Origin of the sequence: Leisingera sp. UBA4491, assembly GCF_002388965.1 — a bacterium.
Taxonomy (GTDB): Bacteria; Pseudomonadota; Alphaproteobacteria; order Rhodobacterales; family Rhodobacteraceae; genus Leisingera; species Leisingera aquaemixtae.
This window is the reverse complement of the sequence record NZ_DGNN01000016.1, coordinates 140,182-156,533: the sequence shown is the minus strand read 5'-3', so window position 1 is coordinate 156,533 and position 16,352 is coordinate 140,182. Positions and strand designations below refer to the sequence as shown.

The window sequence follows — 16,352 nt, the reverse complement described above, 5'->3', positions numbered from 1 at the left end:
GACGCCGGCGCATAGCAGCAGAAACCCGCGGATCTGGATTCGCCAAAGGTTGAAACCAGCCGGCCGCGCCCCTAAGTTCGCGCCGCTGGGAAACGGCGCCTCAGCCCGGCCAGGGCAAGGCGGCGCCGTCGCGCAGAACCGCGCGGATTTCCGGCCGGTAGCTCTCGCCATCGCGTTCGTGCCGGTCGCCTTCATGCAGAATCAGCGGTGCATGCAGACGGAAGCCGGCCCGCCCGCCCTTGCGCGCGCGCAGGATCACCAGTTCCGCCGCGCGGGCCTGGCGCGGGGCCAGCGGCAGAACCTCCAGCGAGCCAAGCACACCGGAGCAGCCTGCCAGCATGTCCGGCAGCCGGTCGGCGCGCTGGATCATGTGCAGATAGCCCTTGGGCGCGAGGCGCCGGGCGGCGGCGGCGATCCAGTCTGCCAGCGGCGTGCCCTCCCCCAGGGCAATCTTGCGGCCCGCGTCGCGGGCCTGGCTGTGGGCGCCTGCCCTGTAATAGGGCGGATTGGCGATGACGTGATGAAACTGGCGCTGCTTCAGCGCCTCCGGCATCGCAGCGAGATCGGTCTCATAGACATCAATCGCCTGCCCGCTGGCGGCAGCGTTGCGGCGGGCGAGGTCCGCATAGGGCGCTTGCAGCTCCACGCCCGCCAGGGCCAGCCCCGGCACCCGCGCCGCCAGGCACAGCAGCGCCTGGCCGGCACCGCAGCCCAGCTCCAGCACCGCCTCCCCGGCCCGCGCGGGGACCGCCGCCGCCAGCAGCACCGGATCCACCCCGGCGCGGTAGCCGCGGGCGGGCTGCCACAGCTGCACCCTGCCGCCGAGAAAGCCGTTGCGGGTCAGCTCGTCTTCGCGGAAGCCGCTCATCTGCCCAGCGGGATTTCATTGTCGCGCATCACCACCACGGCGGCGTCGTAATCGTCGGTGCGAACCATCAGACGGCGCGGGAAAATTCCGATCCCGCCTTCCAGGACGCTCATATTTACGTCCATTTGAAAGCAGTCTATATCCTCTCCCTCAAGGAGGGCGGAGGCAAAGGCGATGATCGTCGGATCGGTGCTGCGCAGAAGCTCTTTCATGGATTTGGATCTAAGGGCAAGGCCCGCGCCTTGTCGAGCCTTGCAAGCGGGAAAGTGATGGACCAAGTGATGACCCGGAAGCCGCATGAGATGCTGGCCGCCACGCTGAGCCAGGAGCTGGAGGCGGTGAATGCGCTGATCCGCACCCGGATGGCCTCCGAACACGCCCCGCGCATCCCTGAGGTGACCGCGCATCTGGTTGAGGCGGGCGGCAAGCGGCTGCGGCCGATGCTGACGCTGGCGGCGGCGCGGCTGTGCGGCTACGAGGGCGACCACCATCTGAAGCTGGCCGCCACGGTGGAGTTCATCCACACCGCCACCCTGCTGCATGACGACGTGGTGGACGAAAGCGCCCAGCGGCGCGGGCGGCCCACGGCAAACCTGCTGTGGGACAACAAAAGCTCTGTCCTGGTGGGCGACTACCTGTTTGCCCGCAGCTTCCAGCTGATGGTGGAGACAGAGAGCTTGCGGGTGCTGGACATTCTCGCCAACGCCTCCGCCACCATCGCCGAGGGCGAAGTGCTGCAGATGACCGCGGCGTCGAACCTGAAGACCGATGAGGGCATCTATCTGCAGGTGGTGCGCGGCAAGACCGCGGCGCTGTTCTCGGCCGCGACCGAGGTGGGCGGTGTGATTGCCGGCGCGCCGGAGGCACAGGTGAAGGCACTGTTTGAGTATGGCGATGCGCTGGGGATTGCCTTCCAGATTGCCGATGACCTGCTGGACTACCAGGGCGACAGCAAGGCGACCGGCAAGAACGTCGGCGACGACTTCCGCGAGCGCAAGCTGACCCTGCCGGTGATCAAGGCGGTGGCGCAGGCGACGGACGAGGAGCGCGCCTTCTGGACCCGCACCATCGAGAAGGGCAAGCAGCAGGACGGCGATCTGGAAGAGGCGCTGGCACTGATGGCGAAATACGGCACGCTGGAGGCCACGCGGCAGGATGCGCTGGGGTGGGCGGCCAAGGCCCGCGCGGCGCTGGAGGTGCTGCCCGATCACGAGATCCGCACCATGCTGAGCGATCTGGCCGATTACGTGGTGGCGCGGCTGAACTGATGCCCGGAGGGGCTTTGCCCCTCGCGCCTGCGGCGCTCACCCCAGAGTACTTTTGCAAAGATGAAAAGGCGAGCCCGCGGAGTGCGCCCGTCAGGTCAAAGTGACGGCGCTGCACCACCAGTCGGGATGCTCCGCCCCGATCTCATAGGCCGCCATATGGGCGGCCTTTTTCGTGGGGTAGAGCGCAAAGCAAGTGGCGCCGGAGCCGGACATGCGCGCAAGCATAGCCTGGCGGGAGCTGCGCAGGTCCGAAAGCACCCGTTCGATGTCCGGTGCGGCGGTGATGGCCGGGGCCTCCAGATCGTTGCGCTGTTCGCCAAGCCAGGCGGCGCAGTCTTCGGCAGAGGCGAAGGACGGGATGTCTGGCGGCATCGGCGGGTTGTCACGCGAGGCAAGCGCGGAGAAGACCGCGCCAGTGGGCACATGCACGCCCGGATTGACCAAGAGCGCGTGCAGTTCCGGCAGCGCCACCCGCGTGACCTGCTCGCCGATCCCCTGCATCCGTGAGGCCCGCGCCGCCATGCAGACCGGCACATCGGCGCCAAGCGACAGCGGCAGGTCTTCGGGGATACCGGTGCCCTGTCCGGCCAGTGCGCGCAGGACGGCAGCGGCATCCGATGACCCGCCGCCGATGCCGGCGCCGTGGGGCAGCTGCTTGTCCAGGCTGATGCGCCCGGTCCAGCCCGCTCCGGCAGCGGCCTGCCACACCAGGTTGCGCTGATCGGCGGGCACGCCGTCCGCAAACAGGCCGGAGACCTCCAGCGCCAGCTCCGGGCCGGGCTCAAGCCGCAGCCGGTCGCCGGTGTCCGCAAAGACCACCAGCGAATCCAGCAGGTGATAGCCGTCCGCGCGGCGGCCGGTCACATGCAGGGTCAGGTTGATCTTGGCAGGCGCAAAGACCTCAGCCGCCATTGGCGACCTTCAGGGGTTCTGCGCCCTCTTCGGCCAGAACCGCGTCCAGGCCGATGTCAAGCTTGCGGCGGATGCGCTCAGGGTCGGCCTCGCCGTCGGTGTCTTCCGGGTCGATGAAGGAGAGGGCGCGCTTCCACTGGAACTCCGCCTCGCGCGCGCGTCCCACGGCCCAGTAGACATCGCCCAGATGGTCATTCACCACCGGGTCCACCGGCATCAGTTCCACCGCACGCTCCATATGCGCCACTGCCTCGTCAAAGCGGCCCAGGCGGTACAGCACCCAGCCAAGGGAGTCGACGATATAACCGGAGTCGGGCCGCGCGGCGACCGCGCGCTCGATCATGTTGAGCGCCTCATCCAGCTTGCTGCGCTTTTCTACCAAGGAGTAGCCCAGGTAGTTCAGCACCTGCGGCCGGTCCGGCTCCAGCGCCAGAGAGGCACGGAAGTCCGCCTCTGCCTGCTCCCACTGGTTCAGCCGCTCGTGGCAGATGCCGCGGGCATACAGCAGGAACCAGCGGCTGCCGTCATCCTCCGGCGTGTTTGCCAGCGCCTTGTCATAGGCGCGGGCCGCCCCTGCATAATCCTCCTGCTGGCGTAACAGGTCGCCGAGGCTGACGTAGACGCCGGGCTGGTCCGGGAATTGCCGCGCCAGCTGCTCCAGCACCTCGATTGCCGCATCCGGCTTGGCCGCGCGGCGCAGTGCCTCGGCGCGCCCCAGTTCCGCGGCGTGGTAATCCGGATGGCTGCGCGGCACCTGCTTGTAAGTCGCCACTGACAGCTCGTAGCGGCCCAGCTGGTCCAGCAGACTGGCGCTCAGCAAAATGGCGTCCACGTGGTCGGGCCGCACCGACGCCGCCATGCGGGCATACATCAGCACGTAATCATTGGCGGTATCGCCATTCAGCGCCGCCCCCAGGGTAAAGAAGACCTCGGCAATGCCTTCGCGCGGGCCCGGCGCGATGGTGTAGGCCAGGGTCTTGCCGTCCTGCAGCTGCGCATCCAGCGCTTCCAGCCCGGGGTCAAGGCGGCTGCCGAAAGCCGCCTGCAGCGTCTCGCGGGCCTCTGCGTTGCGGCCCAGCTGCGACAGTATCTGCACCCGCGCCACCGCAGCGCGGCGGCTGAGGCTGGCCAGGCGCCCGTCCTCGGCGGCGAACAGCGCCTCGGCGCCGCCGTAATCGCCGGCGGAGGCCAGCGCCAGCGCCCGGTGATAGAGCACGAAAGGCTTCAGGCTGCTGTCCTTGGCCATCCGGTCAAAAGTCTTGAGCGCGCTGGACACCGACCCGGTGCCGATATGCGCCCAGCCTTCCAGCAGCCCGTCCACCAGCGGGTGGATCGCCTCGCGTTCGAGATCGCGCTCCAGCAGCGCCTGGAAATTCCCGCCGGAAGCATGACCGCCGGCAATGACGATGCTGGCCACCTGGCTGCGCGCGCCGATCTGGCGCAGGCGCTCCGCCACCGGCACGGCGAGTTCCGCCTTGCCCATGGCGAGCTGGGCAAACACCACGTTTTCCATCAGCAGCGGATTTTGAGGGTCGCGCGCCAGCGCCTGGGTGTAATAAAGCGCCGCCGCGGCAAAATCGCTGTCATAGGTCGCGGCGCGCCCGGCCAGGTAGGATCCTGCCAGCCCCTCTGCCTGCACGACAGGGGCGGCGGCGGCCATCAGGGCCGCACAGGTCAAGCTGCGAAGAATGGATACGGGCACGCGGGGACCCCCTTACGATTTACTGCTCTTGCTCTTCTAAGAAAGGGTAGTGCGGCGGCCGTCAACACGCAATGGGGCGGCCCGGCGGCCGCCCCATAAAATCCGGCGAAAGCGCGCCGAAAATTTAAACTTCCCGTTACATGTTGGGGTAGTTCGGGCCGTCGCCGCCCTGGGGTGTGGTCCAGGTGATGTTCTGGGACGGGTCCTTGATGTCGCAGGTCTTGCAGTGGACGCAGTTCTGGAAGTTGATCACGAACTCCGGCTGGCCGTCCTTTTCCACCACTTCGTAGACACCGGCCGGGCAATAGCGCTGCGCCGGTTCGGCGTATTTCGGCAGGTTGACCCGGACCGGGGTGTCCTCGTTGCCCAGGCGCAGGTGGCAGGGCTGGCTTTCCTCGTGGTTGGTCATCGAGAAGCTGACGTTGGTCAGGCGGTCAAACGACAGCACGCCATCGGGCTTGGGATAGTCGATCACCTTGTGCTTGGAGGCTTCCTCGGTCGCCTCGGCATCGTTCTTGCCGTGGCCCAGGGTGCCGAAGAAGGAGAAGCCGAGGAGGTTGTTGGTCCACATGTCGAGGCCGCCCAGCGCCAGCGAGGCAGTGAGGCCCCATTTGGACCACATCGGCTTCACGTTGCGGACCATCTTGAGATCCTTGCCGATGGCGCCGTCGCGCACGTCGGCTTCATAGGCGGTCAGCTCATCACCGGAACGCTCTGCCTTGATCGCGTCAAAGGCGGCTTCGGCTGCGGCCTTGCCCGACAGCATCGCGTTGTGGTTGCCCTTGATGCGCGGCACGTTGACCATGCCCGCGGAGCAGCCCAGCAGCGCCACGCCCGGCGCCACCAGTTTCGGCATCGACTGCCAGCCGCCTTCGGTGATGGCACGGGCGCCATAGGCCACGCGCTTGCCGCCCTTCAGCAGCTCGGCCACCACCGGGTGGTGCTTGAAGCGCTGGAATTCCATGTAGGGGAACAGGTGCGGATTCTTGTAGTTCAGGTGCACCACGAAGCCCACGTAAACCTGGTTGTTGTCCAGGTGGTAGATGAACGAGCCGCCGCCCGCATTGGAGCCCAGCGGCCAGCCCATGGTGTGGGTGACGGTGCCTTCCTTGTGCTTGGCCGGGTCGATCTCCCAGATCTCTTTCATGCCGACGCCGTATTTCTGCGGCTCCTTGCCGTCAGACAGGCCGTATTTGGCGATCACTTCCTTGGACAGCGAGCCGCGCACGCCTTCGCCCAGGAAGACATATTTGCCGTGCAGCTCCATGCCGGGTTCATAGGCCGGGCCGGGGGTGCCGTCGGGGTTTTTGCCGAATTCGCCGGCAACCACGCCCTTCACTTCGCCATTGTCGCCATAGACCAGCTCGGAGCACGCCATGCCCGGGAAGATCTCGACGCCCATTTCCTCGGCCTGCTCCGCCATCCAGCGGCAGACGTTGCCCATGGAGACGATGTAGTTGCCATGGTTGTTCATCAAGGGCGGCATCGGGAAGTTGGGGATGCGGACGTGGCCCGCCTCGCCCAGCATGTAGAAGTTGTCTTCCTTGACTTCCACGTTCAGCGGCGCGCCCTTTTCCTTCCAGTCGGGGATCAGCGCATTCAGGCCGCAGGGATCCAGCACCGCGCCCGACAGAATATGCGCGCCCACCTCTGAGCCCTTTTCCAGGACCACGACCTGCAAGTCGGCGTCCAGCTGTTTCAGGCGGATGGCCGCAGACAGACCAGCAGGGCCGGCCCCGACGATCACCACGTCGTATTCCATCGCTTCGCGTTCAATCTCGGCCATCTGCGGCGCTCCTTGGCTAACTTTTGCTACCGGCCCCGCAACAGACTGCGGGCGCAATATTCTTTCGCGGTTGCTTAGCGTTCGGCGCCCCCATGGGTCAATCCAAACTCCGCGTCAAACACCTGTAAAACAGGCAACTGAGACAAAAAGTGCGTCCATTATCGTCACTCAAGGATCATTTTCCGCCGCCATCTCTGTCTCGGGCCGGTCTCCCATCAGGTACCGGGGTCCCTGCCCCTTCTGTGCCGCCCGGTCCTCGGGGTTGTAAAGCTTGCAGTTCGGCAGCGACAGGCAGCCGCAACCGATACAGCCGTCCAGATTGTCGCGCAGCTTGACCAGGGTCTCGATTCGCTGGTCCAGGTGGCTGCGGAAGTTCTCGGAAATGCGCGCCCAGTCGTCTTTGGTGGGGGTGCGGCTGCCCGGCAGGCTTTTTAGGAAGCCGCGGATTTGCGGCAGGGAAAAACCGAACTGCTGCGCGATCATGATGAAGCTGAGCCGCCGGATGTCGGCCCGCTGGAACCGCCGCTGGCCGCCGGCGTTGCGCCAGGGCTCCACCAGGCCTTGCGCCTCGTAATAGCGGATGGCGGACACCGCGAGGCCGGTGCGTTCGGCCAGATACCCGATGGAAATCCCGGCAGACTGGGGCATGGGGAACTCCCTGAAGAAATCTCTTGAGCTAAAGTTAGGTTTAGGACCTAGGGTGAGTCGCATCAACAGGTTTGCTCAGGCAAAAGGAGATTTCCGATGAGCGCAGTTCTGGAACATGCAAATGTCACCGTCGCAGACCCCCATGGCACCGCGGCCTGGATGGAAAATGTTTTCGGCTGGCATGTGCGCTGGCAGGGCGAGGCCAAGAACGGCGGCTACACTGTGCATGTGGGCGGGGAAAACAGCTATCTGGCGCTCTACACGCCGCGCACCTCTGCAGGCAAAGCGCCGGAAAGCTACGGCATTATCGGCGGGCTGAACCACCTGGCGGTGATCGTGGAGGATCTGGACGCCACCGAGGCCGCGGTGAAGGCTGCAGGCTTCACCCCGATGAACCACGGCGACTACGAGCCGGGCCGCCGGTTTTATTTCCACGATGAAAACGGCATCGAATACGAGGCGGTGCAATATGATTGATCTCCTGTGGCAAGCGGGGCTTCCGCGGCTGCCCGCGCACGGCATTTTCTTGCGCATTCCTGTGGAAAAGCCGGCCAAAGCACGCAGTTAGGCGGATTTGCGGGCCAGCAGCCCCCGCGGCCACTTGAAATCAGGCACCGGATTGGGTCAGGTAATTGTCAACCGGACCGGACGCCCCGCGGCACATGCTGCGGGGCTCCGGCTTTCGTACTGACAAAAACAAAACATAAAGAGCGACCTGGACCAACCACATGGAAAAGATCCCGATGACCCCGGCGGGTCACGCTGCCCTGGAAAGCGAACTGAAAACCCTGAAATCCGTCGAACGCCCGGCCATCATCCAGGCGATCGCCGAAGCGCGCGAGCTGGGCGACCTGTCGGAAAACGCCGAGTACCACTCTGCCCGCGAGAAACAGTCCTTCATCGAGGGCCGCATCAAGGAGCTGGAGGGCATCCTGTCGCTGGCCGATGTGATCAACCCGGCCAAGCTGAACGGGGCGATCAAGTTCGGCGCCAAGGTGACCGTGGTGGACGAGGACACCGACGAGGAAAAGACCTGGCAGATCGTCGGCGAGCATGAGGCCAACATCGAAGCGGGGCTGTTGAATATCAAATCCCCCATCGCGCGCGCCTTGATCGGCAAGGACGAAGGGGACAGTGTCGAAGTGCGCACGCCCGGCGGCGAACGGTCCTACGAGATTCTCAAGATCGTCTATTCCTGATCTGCAAGGCGGTGAATGGTCATGACAGGCTCCAGCAGCAGCCCGGGCTCCAGCCCGACCTCCGCAGGCGGACGCCCGCTGCGCAGCTATGACGCGCCCGCGGGCAGCGGGCTGGGCGGGGCCGAGCTGGTGGCCATCGGGCTGGGGGCGCTGTGGCTGCTGGCGGCAGTGGCGTTCTATGTCTTTGCCCCGGATGGCGCGGGCCTGTCGCAATGGACCGATCTGATCACCGGTGTGCTGGCGGTGGTGCTGCCGCTGGCGATGCTGTGGGTCGCCGCCTCTGCCGCGCGCTCGGCCCGGGTGATGCGGGAGGAGAGCGAACAGCTGCAGGCCGCCATCGACGGGCTGCGGCAGACCTATTTGGCCCAGGCCCAGCAGCATGCCGCGGTGGCCGAGCCGTCGATGGCCAAGCGGCTGGAGGAGATCGCCGAGGCGACCCGCAAGACCGAAACCGCGCTGGCCACCTTCCACACCAGCCGCCGCGCCAATCCGGTGCGCCCGGCAATCCCCGCCGAGGCCGCCGAGATGACTGCCGCCGGCCAGGGTTCGCTGGCGCTTGGCACCCAGGCCACGGACACCGCGCCGCCGCTGCCTGCGGATCAGTTCATCCGCGCCCTGAATTTCCCGGAAACCGCCGAGGATGAAGAAGGCTTTGCCGCGCTGCGCGCCGCGCTCAAGGACCGCAAGGCGGCGCAGGTGATCCAGGCCTCGCAAGACGTGCTGACGCTGCTCAGCCAGGACGGCATCTATATGGACGACCTGCGGCCCGACATGGCCCGGCCCGAGGTCTGGCGCCAGTTCGGACAGGGCGCGCGCGGCCGCGCGGTGGCGGCGCTTGGCGGCGTGCGCGACCGCACCTCGCTGGCGCTGACCGCAGCGCGGATGAAACAGGACCCGATCTTCCGCGACGCGGCGCACCACTTTCTGCGCCGGTTCGACCAGATGTTTGCGGAATTCGAGGCCGAAGCCACCGACGGCGAGATTTCCGCCCTAGGCAACACCCGCACCGCCCGCGCCTTCATGCTGCTGGGCCGGGTGGCCGGGACGTTTGATTGATCGGGCGGCCCTGACGGGCCGCTGCCTGCGGCGCGAGTATTTCTGGAAAGATGAAAGAGCGGAGCGGCGCCGGGCGTCAGCGCGGCGCCGGGCCCAACGGCGGGCAAGCATCTTTGATGCGCCGGGCCGCGGGCGGGAGGGCGCCGTTCACATCGCAAAGCTGCCGTAGGGGAGGAAGCGGACCAGATCGCCCGGCTTGATCTCCGCGGCGCTGTCGCCAAGCTCCACCAGCCCTTCCGCCCAGCTGAGGCCGCTGATGCGGCCGGAGCCTTCGGATTTGAACACCTCGGCGCGCCCGTCCCGCACCCGCGCCCGCAGGTATTCGCGGCGGCCCGGTTTCTTGCGCTTTTCAAAACCGGCCGGGACTTCAAACGCCTGCGGCTCCTGCCAGCCGGCGCCTGCCATCAGCCCCATGGCGGGGCGGGCGAAGATCAGCGTGCAGACCAGCGCCGCCACCGGGTTGCCCGGCAGTCCGAACACCGGCGTGCCCTGCCACATGCCCAGCGCGAGCGGGCGCCCGGGTTTCAGCGCGATGCGCCATTCCTGCAGCGCGCCCGCCTCGCGCAAGAGCGCCGACATATGATCCTCATCCCCCGCCGACGCGCCGCCTGATGTCAGGATCACATCGGTTTGCGCCGCGGCGCCGTCCAGATGCGCCCGCAGCGCCGCGCGGTCGTCTGCGGCTTTGCCCAGATCCACCGGCACAAAGCCCAATTGGCGGATCAGCGCCAGCAGCATCGGGCGGTTGGCGTCGAAGATCTGCCCCTTGCCTGCGGTTTCTCCCGCCTCGACCAGCTCATCGCCGGTGGAGAGCACGCCCACCCGCAGCGGCAGCCGCACCGTCAGCTGCGCCAGCCCGGTGGCGGAGGCCAGGGCCAGATCGGCCGGGGTGATGACCCGGCCTGCGGGCAGGATGCGTTCGCCCGCGCAGACATCCTCGCCCGCCTTGCGGGTGTTCGCCCCCTGTTTCAGCGGGCCGTTGAAGGCGATCCGGGTGCCGTCGGTGTTGACGTCTTCCTCCAGGATCACGGTATCCACGCCATCGGGCAGCGCGGCGCCGGTCAGGACGCGGACGGCGCTGCCTTTGGGAACCGTGCCGCCGAACGGCACGCCGGCGGCGGCGCGCCCCGGCACCAGCGGCAGCTCATGCGGCCCCTCTGCCCTGCCGCCCACAAAGCCGTAGCCATCCACCGCCGTATTCGGCAGCGGCGGGTTGGCGCGTTTGGCCAGCGCATCCTCTGCCAGCACCCGGCCTAGGGCGTCTGCCAGCGGCACGGTTTCAGCACCGGTGACCGGCCCCAGCCTGTCCCGGAGCAGGGCCAGCGCATCATCCACCGGAGTCCAGTCGACGCCTGCGGGCAAGGCAAAACAATCGTTGCTGAGCGGCGGCGGTGTCAGCCCGCCCGGCTTATCCCAGGCCAGCGCGTTCAAGCGGTCATCGTGTCCCGTGCCCAAAATCCAAGCCTCCTCTTGCGCTTCCTCAGGCACTGCGGCCAGCATTTCACTCAGCTCATCCGCCGGCACGCGGCTGAGCGCTTGCGACAACAGCCGCATCTGCACCCGGTCGCGGATTTCCTCCGGGCCGGAAGCAGCCATGGCAGCCTTCACGGCGGGTTCGATCAAACCTGGCCAAATTTCCGCGAACACAATTTGCGCGGCCGCAATGTTTTCGAAAGGCCAGACAGCCGCCTTGTGCCGAAGACGCAGCCGCTGCAGGACCGGCAGCCCCATCAGCACCTGGCTGCCAACCGTCGGATTGAAAAACAGCTGAAAGCAGGAGGAGGCCGCCTTGGCTGCCAGATCCGCGCGGCGCCGTTCCGGCACGTCTTTGTAAGCGATACCGGCCTTGCGGTAGGGAATATCCGGCCAGCGTGTCTGGTGCGGCTTGCCCCAGAACGGGCCGGTGCCGGCAAACAGCCGGTTCATCTCGGAAGCGACGTCAAACCGGTTGTTGCTGCCGTCCTCAGCGTCTTCGATGCGCTCTTCCAGCCAGTGCCAGACGGCGAAGGGGTCATCCGATCCAGTGATCCGGCGCGCGAAACCGCGCGGATAGCCGAAGGGAAAGTCAAAGGCTGCAAGCACCCGCCGCCGCGCGGCCTGCTCTTGCTCCAGGAAGCGGCTGATCCAAGCCTCCGCCTCCTGCCGGCTGCGGCAGTAAATTTGCTGTTCCGCGACGCCGCCGCGTGCCACGCCGAGCCAGATCGCGTCCTTGCTTTCCCGCGGCGGTTTACGCTTGGCGGCAGACCAGTCGACGGCCAGAACGGTGTCGAAAACGCTCACAGATCCAGTTCCGCCTGAATGAAATCAGCTATCGCGGCGGTGCCGTCCAGATCGAAGACAGGGCGGTCCAGCTCTAGCGCCGTGTCGCTGGCAACGGCACGGATGCTGGGATCCTGCGGCGCAATCAGATCGGTGCCGGCAGACTGCCGGTAGGCCTCGATCTTGGGGTGCGGTTCGCGTTTGTAGCCCTCGACCAGCACCAGGTCGACCGGGAGGAGACGGGCCAGCAGCTCCGCCAGCGGCGGTTCTGCTGCGCCGCGCAACTCCTGCATGATGGCCACGCGCCCGGCAGAGGCCAGCACCACCTCCGCCGCGCCGGCCTGGCGGTGGCGGTGGCTGTCGGTGCCGGACTGGTCCACGTCCGTTGCGTGATGGGCGTGCTTGATGGTGGAGACGGTGTATCCGCGGGCGCAGAACTCCGCCACCAGCCGCTCCATCAGCCCGGTCTTGCCGTTGTTCTTCCAGCCGGTGACGCCATAGATCTTCACTTCAAGAGCGCCTCGGCGCGGGCCAGGTCCTCTGGCGTGTTGATGTTGAAGAAGGGGTCGAAGGGATCGGCCTCAAACAGCGCCTCGCGGCCACCGTGCTGGTCGGTCCACAGCACCACCTTGCGCAGCCCGCCGTTCAATGCGGCGCGCAGGTCGTCGCGCAGAGCGACGGGCCAGAGGCCAAAGGCCGGGTGCCGGTTCACTTTGCTCCGCCCGCCGGATTTCAGCGCCTCATCGCCGGTGCGTGGGGTGGTGGCGAGGACCAGAGGGTGCTCCATGCCCTGTGCAGCGGCGGTCAGCCGGGCGACCAGATCCTGCGGGAAGAACGGCGTGTCGGCGGCGGCGGTGACGATGGTTTCAACGCCCTGCTCTGCCGCCCAATCGAGACCTGCCAAGACACCCGCCAGCGGACCTGCAAAGCCCTCGATCGAGTCGGCAATGACCGGCAGGCCCAGGTCGGCGAACCGCTCCGGGTCGCCATTGGCGTTCAGCGCCAGGCCCGCGACCTGAGGGCCGAGCCGGTCGACCACGCGGGAGAGGAGGCTCTGGCCGCCGACCTGCAGCCGCCCCTTGTCGCCGCCGCCCATCCGGGTGGCGAGGCCGCCTGCGAGGATTACGCCCAAAGGCTTCTGTTCTGTCATGCCTTCTCCTCCTGCGGCGGAAAACACGTGTTTTCCGGGCCGGATTTCACGCGAAATCCGGTTACCCGTCCGCACCCTTCCGCCGGTGCTTCTTCTCTTCCACCGGCGCGTCCTTCGGGTCCATGTCCCGCACCAGCCGTTCCTCACCGGACAAGCAGATGAACCGCTGGCCGCGCATCCGGCCGATCAGGGTGAGGCCAACCTCGCGGGCGATCTCCACGCCCCAGGCGGTGAAGCCCGAACGGGACGCCAGCACCGGAATGCCCATCATTGCCGTCTTGATCACCATCTCCGAGGTGAGCCTGCCGGTGGTATAAAGGATCTTGTCCGCGGCCTCCGCCTGCTCCGACAGCATCCACCCGGCGATCTTGTCCACTGCGTTATGGCGGCCGACGTCTTCCATATAGACCAGCGGGCGGTCCTGGCGGCAGAGCACGGTGCCGTGGATGGCGCCGGCCTCCAGATACAGGGACGGCGTACGGTTGATCTTATGGGCCAGCGTATAGAGCCAGGAGGTGCGGACTTTGGCCTCGGGCAGGCGCACGTCCTCCAGCCCCTCCATCATGTCGCCGAAGACGGTGCCGACCGCGCAGCCGGAGGTGCGGGTCTTCTTCTTCAGCTTTTCCTCGTGGCTGGTTTCCACCGCAGTGCGCACCACCACGGTTTCCAGGTCCTCGTCATAATCGACGCGGGTCACCTCGTCCCCGTCGCGCAGCATCCGCTGGTTGCGCAGGAAGCCAAGCGCCAGATATTCCGGGTAATCTCCAATGGTCATCGCAGTGACAATTTCCTGCGAATTCAGGAAAATGGTCAGCGGGCGCTCCTCGACCACGGCGATCTCAGCCGCTTCGCCGTTCTGGTCGGTGCCGGTGACGGCGCGGGTGAGCCGCGGGTCTGCGACGCCGGGGGCGATCAGATATTCTGACGTGATATCAATGCTCACCAATTGCATTCCTTCTGCGTCCGCCTTAGGGCGGTTCAACGCAATCTAGGACGCGCAGATGGCAATCACCACCACCAAATCGGCCTTCTGGAAGGGGTTTCGCGACAGCGCGCCTTTCATTTTCATGGCCTCGCCCTTCGGTTTTCTGTTCGGGGTGCTGGCGGCAGAGGCCGGGCTGATCGTCCCGGAGGCGTTCGCCTTCTCCCTCGCGGTCTTTGCAGGCGCCGCCCAGTTCACCGCGCTGCAGCTGATGCAGGAGAACGCGCCGCTGATCATCATCCTGATCTCGGCCCTGGCGGTGAACCTGCGGATGGCGATGTATTCGGCCTCGCTGACGCCATACCTGGGCGATGCGCCGATGTGGCAGCGGGCGCTGGCGGCCTATTTCGTGGTCGACCAGTCCTATGCGCTGTCGATCGTCAAATTCGAGACCGAGCCGGAAATGCCGCTGGCGCAGCGGGTGGCGTATTTCTTCGGCACCAATGGCATTGTGGCACCGGCCTGGGTGATTGCCACGGCGCTTGGCGCGCTGGTCGGCACCCGCATTCCGGAGAGCTGGGGCGTGGATTTCGTGCTGCCGCTGGCGTTTCTGGCGATGATCGGACCGATGCTGCGCACGCCGGCGCATATCGCCGCCTGTTTCGTGGCGGTGGCCGCATCGCTGCCGGCGGCCGCCCTGCCCTATAACCTGGGGCTTATCGTGGCGGGGATTGCCGGCATGGTGGCCGGCGCCCAGGCGGAACTGTGGCTGGACCGGCAGAAGGTAAAATCGGAGGCCGCGAAATGAGCAGTATTCCCGCACCGCTGCTGTGGACCGTGATCATCGGGCTGGCGCTTGGCAGCTACGCCCTGCGGTTCGCCTTCATCGGCTTCATGGGCGGGCGCGCGATCCCGGAATGGCTGATGCGGCATCTGCGCTATACCGCGGTGGCGATCATTCCGGCGCTGGTGGCGCCGCTGGTGGTCTGGCCTGCCCCCGCCGGAGGCGAGCCCAGCCTGATGCATTTTGCTGCCGCGGCCGCGACCTTTGCTGCGGGCTATCTGACCAGAAACGTGCTGTTTGCCCTGGGCACCGGCGGGCTGTCGCTGCTGCTGTTGTATATCGCCGCCTAGCGCTGCGCGCCGGGCGGCACGATCACTCTGAAGCGGCGCTGAGCGTGGCGTTGCTTTTGGCGAGGCCCGCCTGCAAATCGCCGCTGTCGTTTTCATAATAGCGCTCTGTCACCACCCCCGGCAGCTGGCCGAACTGCTCTGCCAGTTTTTCCGGATAGAAGGTGCGGTCCAGGCTTTCAAACCCCGGAACCTGCTGCAGAATGCCAATCGTCGCCTGCGCGCAGAATGCCCCCGGAACCCGGCCGTTGCTTAGGGCAAGCCGGTAGGCTTTCTCCGCCTGTTCCGGTGTGACCTCAATGCGCTGGATGACAACGTGATAGGTGCTGCGGGCGTGGGCGCCGCGGTAGGCCTTCTCGACAGCGGGCGTGATGCCGTGGATGACATCGTCCCGCTCGGGCACCACGGAGGCATAGAAAGACCCTGCAGGATCGAAAATCACCCGCTCAGAAGCGTTGATCATCAGCGACGTGTGGCCACCCCGCCCGGTGCGGTTGTTGATCATCGTATAGAGGGTGAGCGCGGGCGGTCCGGGGTGGCGGTAGGCCACCCGGGCCAGGGTTTCAGCATCCGCGTTGGGCTGCTGCGGCGCAGCGCAACCCGCGAGCGCGGCCAGGACCGCGCCAAGGCAGAGCAGATTGCGCATCGAAGCAATCCCCGTTCAATAAATCAGGACGCGAAGACCGCCAGGAAAATGGCAAAGATGACCAGCGCAATGCTGAAGCGGGTCACGAAGGTCAGGAAACCGGAATAGGTCTTTTCCTGAACGGTGGTATCCATGGTGCCGTGCTGATGTTCAGCCATGTGAGTTTTCCCTCAATTCACGTGCATTTTTCCGGTGATTACTGGATTTGCGCCGCTCTGTCACCACGTCAATCGGGCGCATCTGACAGAAATGAGACGCGAATCCTGCTGCCGCAGCGGCAATCCGGGCCGCTGCTGCGCTGCGTCCGGTTGCGGCGCCGAATCGGCGCCGGGGCGCGGGCCTCAGTCCTGCTGCAGGTCGGAGGCCAGGCGGAAGCCGATCCGGTTGGCGGGGGCCTCCTGGCGCGCCTTGGGCACCGCGCGCAGCATCACGTTCAGCTGGCTGACATGCTGCACCAGCTGGGTCCGGGAGCCGCTGCCCTCGCTGCCGTAGAAGGTGATGATGTCGGGATCGAAATAGCCCATGCCCTCGATCCGCAGCACCCCGGCATTGCCGCCGGCAAAGCCCATCGCCACCTCGTGTTCGGCATCCAGCTGTTTCTCGAAGTTCTGGATATAGAGGATCAGGCGCTCATAGGCCCAGCGGGCGGGGCTTTTGGAGGCATCGGGTTTCTGCAGTTTCTCGGGCACCTCGGTCAGCCCTGCGCAGGCATCGGGATCGGAGTGAACTTCATGCACGCACGGCAGCACCGCCGCTTCCGCTGCCTCGGCGCTGGTTGAAATCTCGTCGGTCATGCTTCCCCCTT

At 66.3% G+C, this 16,352-nt stretch carries 19 protein-coding genes; 6 read left to right on the top strand and 13 right to left on the bottom strand.

Translation table 11 applies throughout. The annotated features are described in order from the left end of the window. Positions 1 to 100: 100 nt before the first annotated feature. Positions 101 to 868, bottom strand: coding sequence for a tRNA1(Val) (adenine(37)-N6)-methyltransferase (locus B2P87_RS08610; RefSeq protein ID WP_141891087.1), 768 nt, complete (start codon positions 866 to 868; stop codon positions 101 to 103). Further along, positions 865 to 1,080, bottom strand: coding sequence for a DUF2007 domain-containing protein (locus B2P87_RS08605; RefSeq protein ID WP_141891088.1), 216 nt, complete (start codon positions 1,078 to 1,080; stop codon positions 865 to 867). Before B2P87_RS08605 ends, B2P87_RS08610 begins: the two co-directional genes overlap by 4 nt. Positions 1,081 to 1,137: 57 nt before the next feature. Here B2P87_RS08605 and B2P87_RS08600 point away from each other — a divergent pair, with 57 nt between their 5' ends. After that, positions 1,138 to 2,136, top strand: coding sequence for a polyprenyl synthetase family protein (locus tag B2P87_RS08600; protein WP_141891089.1), 999 nt, complete (start codon positions 1,138 to 1,140; stop codon positions 2,134 to 2,136). A gap of 90 nt (positions 2,137 to 2,226) precedes the next feature. Here the strand turns inward: B2P87_RS08600 and B2P87_RS08595 are convergent, their stop codons facing one another. From B2P87_RS08595 to soxR, 4 genes are all read right to left on the bottom strand, one after another. Then, positions 2,227 to 3,048 carry a 4-(cytidine 5'-diphospho)-2-C-methyl-D-erythritol kinase gene (locus B2P87_RS08595; protein ID WP_141891090.1) on the bottom strand — a complete coding sequence of 274 codons (822 nt, stop codon included), beginning with the start codon at positions 3,046 to 3,048 and terminating at the stop codon, positions 2,227 to 2,229. Then, positions 3,038 to 4,750, bottom strand: a complete 1,713-nt coding sequence (locus B2P87_RS08590; protein ID WP_141891091.1) for a tetratricopeptide repeat protein — start codon at positions 4,748 to 4,750, stop codon at positions 3,038 to 3,040. Before B2P87_RS08590 ends, B2P87_RS08595 begins: the two co-directional genes overlap by 11 nt. Positions 4,751 to 4,886: 136 nt before the next feature. Further along, the gene (locus tag B2P87_RS08585) at positions 4,887 to 6,536 is read right to left on the bottom strand and encodes an electron transfer flavoprotein-ubiquinone oxidoreductase (protein WP_058285157.1); all 1,650 of its coding nucleotides are present in this window, start codon (positions 6,534 to 6,536) and stop codon (positions 4,887 to 4,889) included. A gap of 168 nt (positions 6,537 to 6,704) precedes the next feature. Next, positions 6,705 to 7,184, bottom strand: coding sequence for a redox-sensitive transcriptional activator SoxR (gene soxR / locus B2P87_RS08580; RefSeq protein WP_058285156.1), 480 nt, complete (start codon positions 7,182 to 7,184; stop codon positions 6,705 to 6,707). 96 nt (positions 7,185 to 7,280) lie between these two features. Between soxR and B2P87_RS08575 the strand changes: the two genes are divergently transcribed. The 3 genes from B2P87_RS08575 to B2P87_RS08565 all read left to right on the top strand — a co-directional run bounded on the left by B2P87_RS08575 (position 7,281) and on the right by B2P87_RS08565 (position 9,439). Continuing rightward, positions 7,281 to 7,661, top strand: a complete 381-nt coding sequence (locus B2P87_RS08575) for a VOC family protein (RefSeq protein ID WP_141891092.1) — start codon at positions 7,281 to 7,283, stop codon at positions 7,659 to 7,661. 251 nt (positions 7,662 to 7,912) lie between these two features. Next, entirely contained in the window at positions 7,913 to 8,383 is a 471-nt protein-coding gene (greA, locus tag B2P87_RS08570) for a transcription elongation factor GreA (protein ID WP_008555606.1), read from the top strand. A 21-nt stretch (positions 8,384 to 8,404) separates the two neighbouring features. Further along, on the top strand, positions 8,405 to 9,439 hold the full coding sequence (locus tag B2P87_RS08565) for a hypothetical protein (RefSeq protein ID WP_141891093.1): 1,035 nt from the start codon (positions 8,405 to 8,407) through the stop codon (positions 9,437 to 9,439). A gap of 147 nt (positions 9,440 to 9,586) precedes the next feature. Here B2P87_RS08565 and glp read toward each other — a convergent pair whose 3' ends face one another. The 4 genes from glp to B2P87_RS08545 all read right to left on the bottom strand — a co-directional run bounded on the left by glp (position 9,587) and on the right by B2P87_RS08545 (position 13,800). After that, on the bottom strand, positions 9,587 to 11,719 hold the full coding sequence (gene glp, locus B2P87_RS08560) for a gephyrin-like molybdotransferase Glp (protein ID WP_141891094.1): 2,133 nt from the start codon (positions 11,717 to 11,719) through the stop codon (positions 9,587 to 9,589). After that, complete coding sequence (gene mobB, locus B2P87_RS08555; protein WP_141891095.1) at positions 11,716 to 12,207, bottom strand: molybdopterin-guanine dinucleotide biosynthesis protein B; 492 nt, start codon at positions 12,205 to 12,207, stop codon at positions 11,716 to 11,718. The genes glp and mobB overlap by 4 nt, the downstream gene beginning before the upstream one ends. Beyond that, positions 12,204 to 12,848: a molybdenum cofactor guanylyltransferase MobA gene (gene mobA / locus B2P87_RS08550; RefSeq protein WP_141891096.1), complete on the bottom strand. Its 645-nt coding sequence runs from the start codon at positions 12,846 to 12,848 to the stop codon at positions 12,204 to 12,206. Before mobA ends, mobB begins: the two co-directional genes overlap by 4 nt. A 61-nt stretch (positions 12,849 to 12,909) precedes the next feature. Further along, entirely contained in the window at positions 12,910 to 13,800 is an 891-nt protein-coding gene (locus B2P87_RS08545; RefSeq protein ID WP_141891097.1) for a formate dehydrogenase accessory sulfurtransferase FdhD, read from the bottom strand. A gap of 49 nt (positions 13,801 to 13,849) precedes the next feature. Here B2P87_RS08545 and B2P87_RS08540 point away from each other — a divergent pair, with 49 nt between their 5' ends. After that, positions 13,850 to 14,578, top strand: coding sequence for an AzlC family ABC transporter permease (locus B2P87_RS08540; protein ID WP_141891098.1), 729 nt, complete (start codon positions 13,850 to 13,852; stop codon positions 14,576 to 14,578). Next, positions 14,575 to 14,904: an AzlD domain-containing protein gene (locus B2P87_RS08535; RefSeq protein ID WP_141891099.1), complete on the top strand. Its 330-nt coding sequence runs from the start codon at positions 14,575 to 14,577 to the stop codon at positions 14,902 to 14,904. The genes B2P87_RS08540 and B2P87_RS08535 overlap by 4 nt, the downstream gene beginning before the upstream one ends. Before the next feature lie 22 nt (positions 14,905 to 14,926). Here the strand turns inward: B2P87_RS08535 and B2P87_RS08530 are convergent, their stop codons facing one another. From B2P87_RS08530 to B2P87_RS08520, 3 genes are all read right to left on the bottom strand, one after another. Further along, positions 14,927 to 15,547, bottom strand: coding sequence for a hypothetical protein (locus B2P87_RS08530; RefSeq protein WP_058285149.1), 621 nt, complete (start codon positions 15,545 to 15,547; stop codon positions 14,927 to 14,929). Between the two features lie 23 nt (positions 15,548 to 15,570). Next, positions 15,571 to 15,705 carry an aa3-type cytochrome c oxidase subunit IV gene (locus B2P87_RS08525; RefSeq protein ID WP_008557812.1) on the bottom strand — a complete coding sequence of 45 codons (135 nt, stop codon included), beginning with the start codon at positions 15,703 to 15,705 and terminating at the stop codon, positions 15,571 to 15,573. 183 nt (positions 15,706 to 15,888) lie between these two features. After that, positions 15,889 to 16,341, bottom strand: coding sequence for a DUF6173 family protein (locus tag B2P87_RS08520; RefSeq protein ID WP_141891100.1), 453 nt, complete (start codon positions 16,339 to 16,341; stop codon positions 15,889 to 15,891). Positions 16,342 to 16,352 lie beyond the last annotated feature (11 nt).

Coding starts and splice junctions, on each gene's coding strand:
- B2P87_RS08610 (WP_141891087.1), bottom strand. CDS start 868: ATGAGCGGCTTCCGCGAAGACGAGCTGACCCGCAACGGCTTTCTCGGC.
- B2P87_RS08605 (WP_141891088.1), bottom strand. CDS start 1,080: ATGAAAGAGCTTCTGCGCAGCACCGATCCGACGATCATCGCCTTTGCC.
- B2P87_RS08600 (WP_141891089.1), top strand. CDS start 1,138: ATGGACCAAGTGATGACCCGGAAGCCGCATGAGATGCTGGCCGCCACG.
- B2P87_RS08595 (WP_141891090.1), bottom strand. CDS start 3,048: ATGGCGGCTGAGGTCTTTGCGCCTGCCAAGATCAACCTGACCCTGCAT.
- B2P87_RS08585 (WP_058285157.1), bottom strand. CDS start 6,536: ATGGCCGAGATTGAACGCGAAGCGATGGAATACGACGTGGTGATCGTC.
- soxR (WP_058285156.1), bottom strand. CDS start 7,184: ATGCCCCAGTCTGCCGGGATTTCCATCGGGTATCTGGCCGAACGCACC.
- B2P87_RS08575 (WP_141891092.1), top strand. CDS start 7,281: ATGAGCGCAGTTCTGGAACATGCAAATGTCACCGTCGCAGACCCCCAT.
- greA (WP_008555606.1), top strand. CDS start 7,913: ATGGAAAAGATCCCGATGACCCCGGCGGGTCACGCTGCCCTGGAAAGC.
- B2P87_RS08565 (WP_141891093.1), top strand. CDS start 8,405: ATGACAGGCTCCAGCAGCAGCCCGGGCTCCAGCCCGACCTCCGCAGGC.
- mobA (WP_141891096.1), bottom strand. CDS start 12,848: ATGACAGAACAGAAGCCTTTGGGCGTAATCCTCGCAGGCGGCCTCGCC.
- B2P87_RS08545 (WP_141891097.1), bottom strand. CDS start 13,800: ATGCAATTGGTGAGCATTGATATCACGTCAGAATATCTGATCGCCCCC.
- B2P87_RS08540 (WP_141891098.1), top strand. CDS start 13,850: ATGGCAATCACCACCACCAAATCGGCCTTCTGGAAGGGGTTTCGCGAC.
- B2P87_RS08535 (WP_141891099.1), top strand. CDS start 14,575: ATGAGCAGTATTCCCGCACCGCTGCTGTGGACCGTGATCATCGGGCTG.
- B2P87_RS08530 (WP_058285149.1), bottom strand. CDS start 15,547: ATGCGCAATCTGCTCTGCCTTGGCGCGGTCCTGGCCGCGCTCGCGGGT.
- B2P87_RS08525 (WP_008557812.1), bottom strand. CDS start 15,705: ATGGCTGAACATCAGCACGGCACCATGGATACCACCGTTCAGGAAAAG.
- B2P87_RS08520 (WP_141891100.1), bottom strand. CDS start 16,341: ATGACCGACGAGATTTCAACCAGCGCCGAGGCAGCGGAAGCGGCGGTG.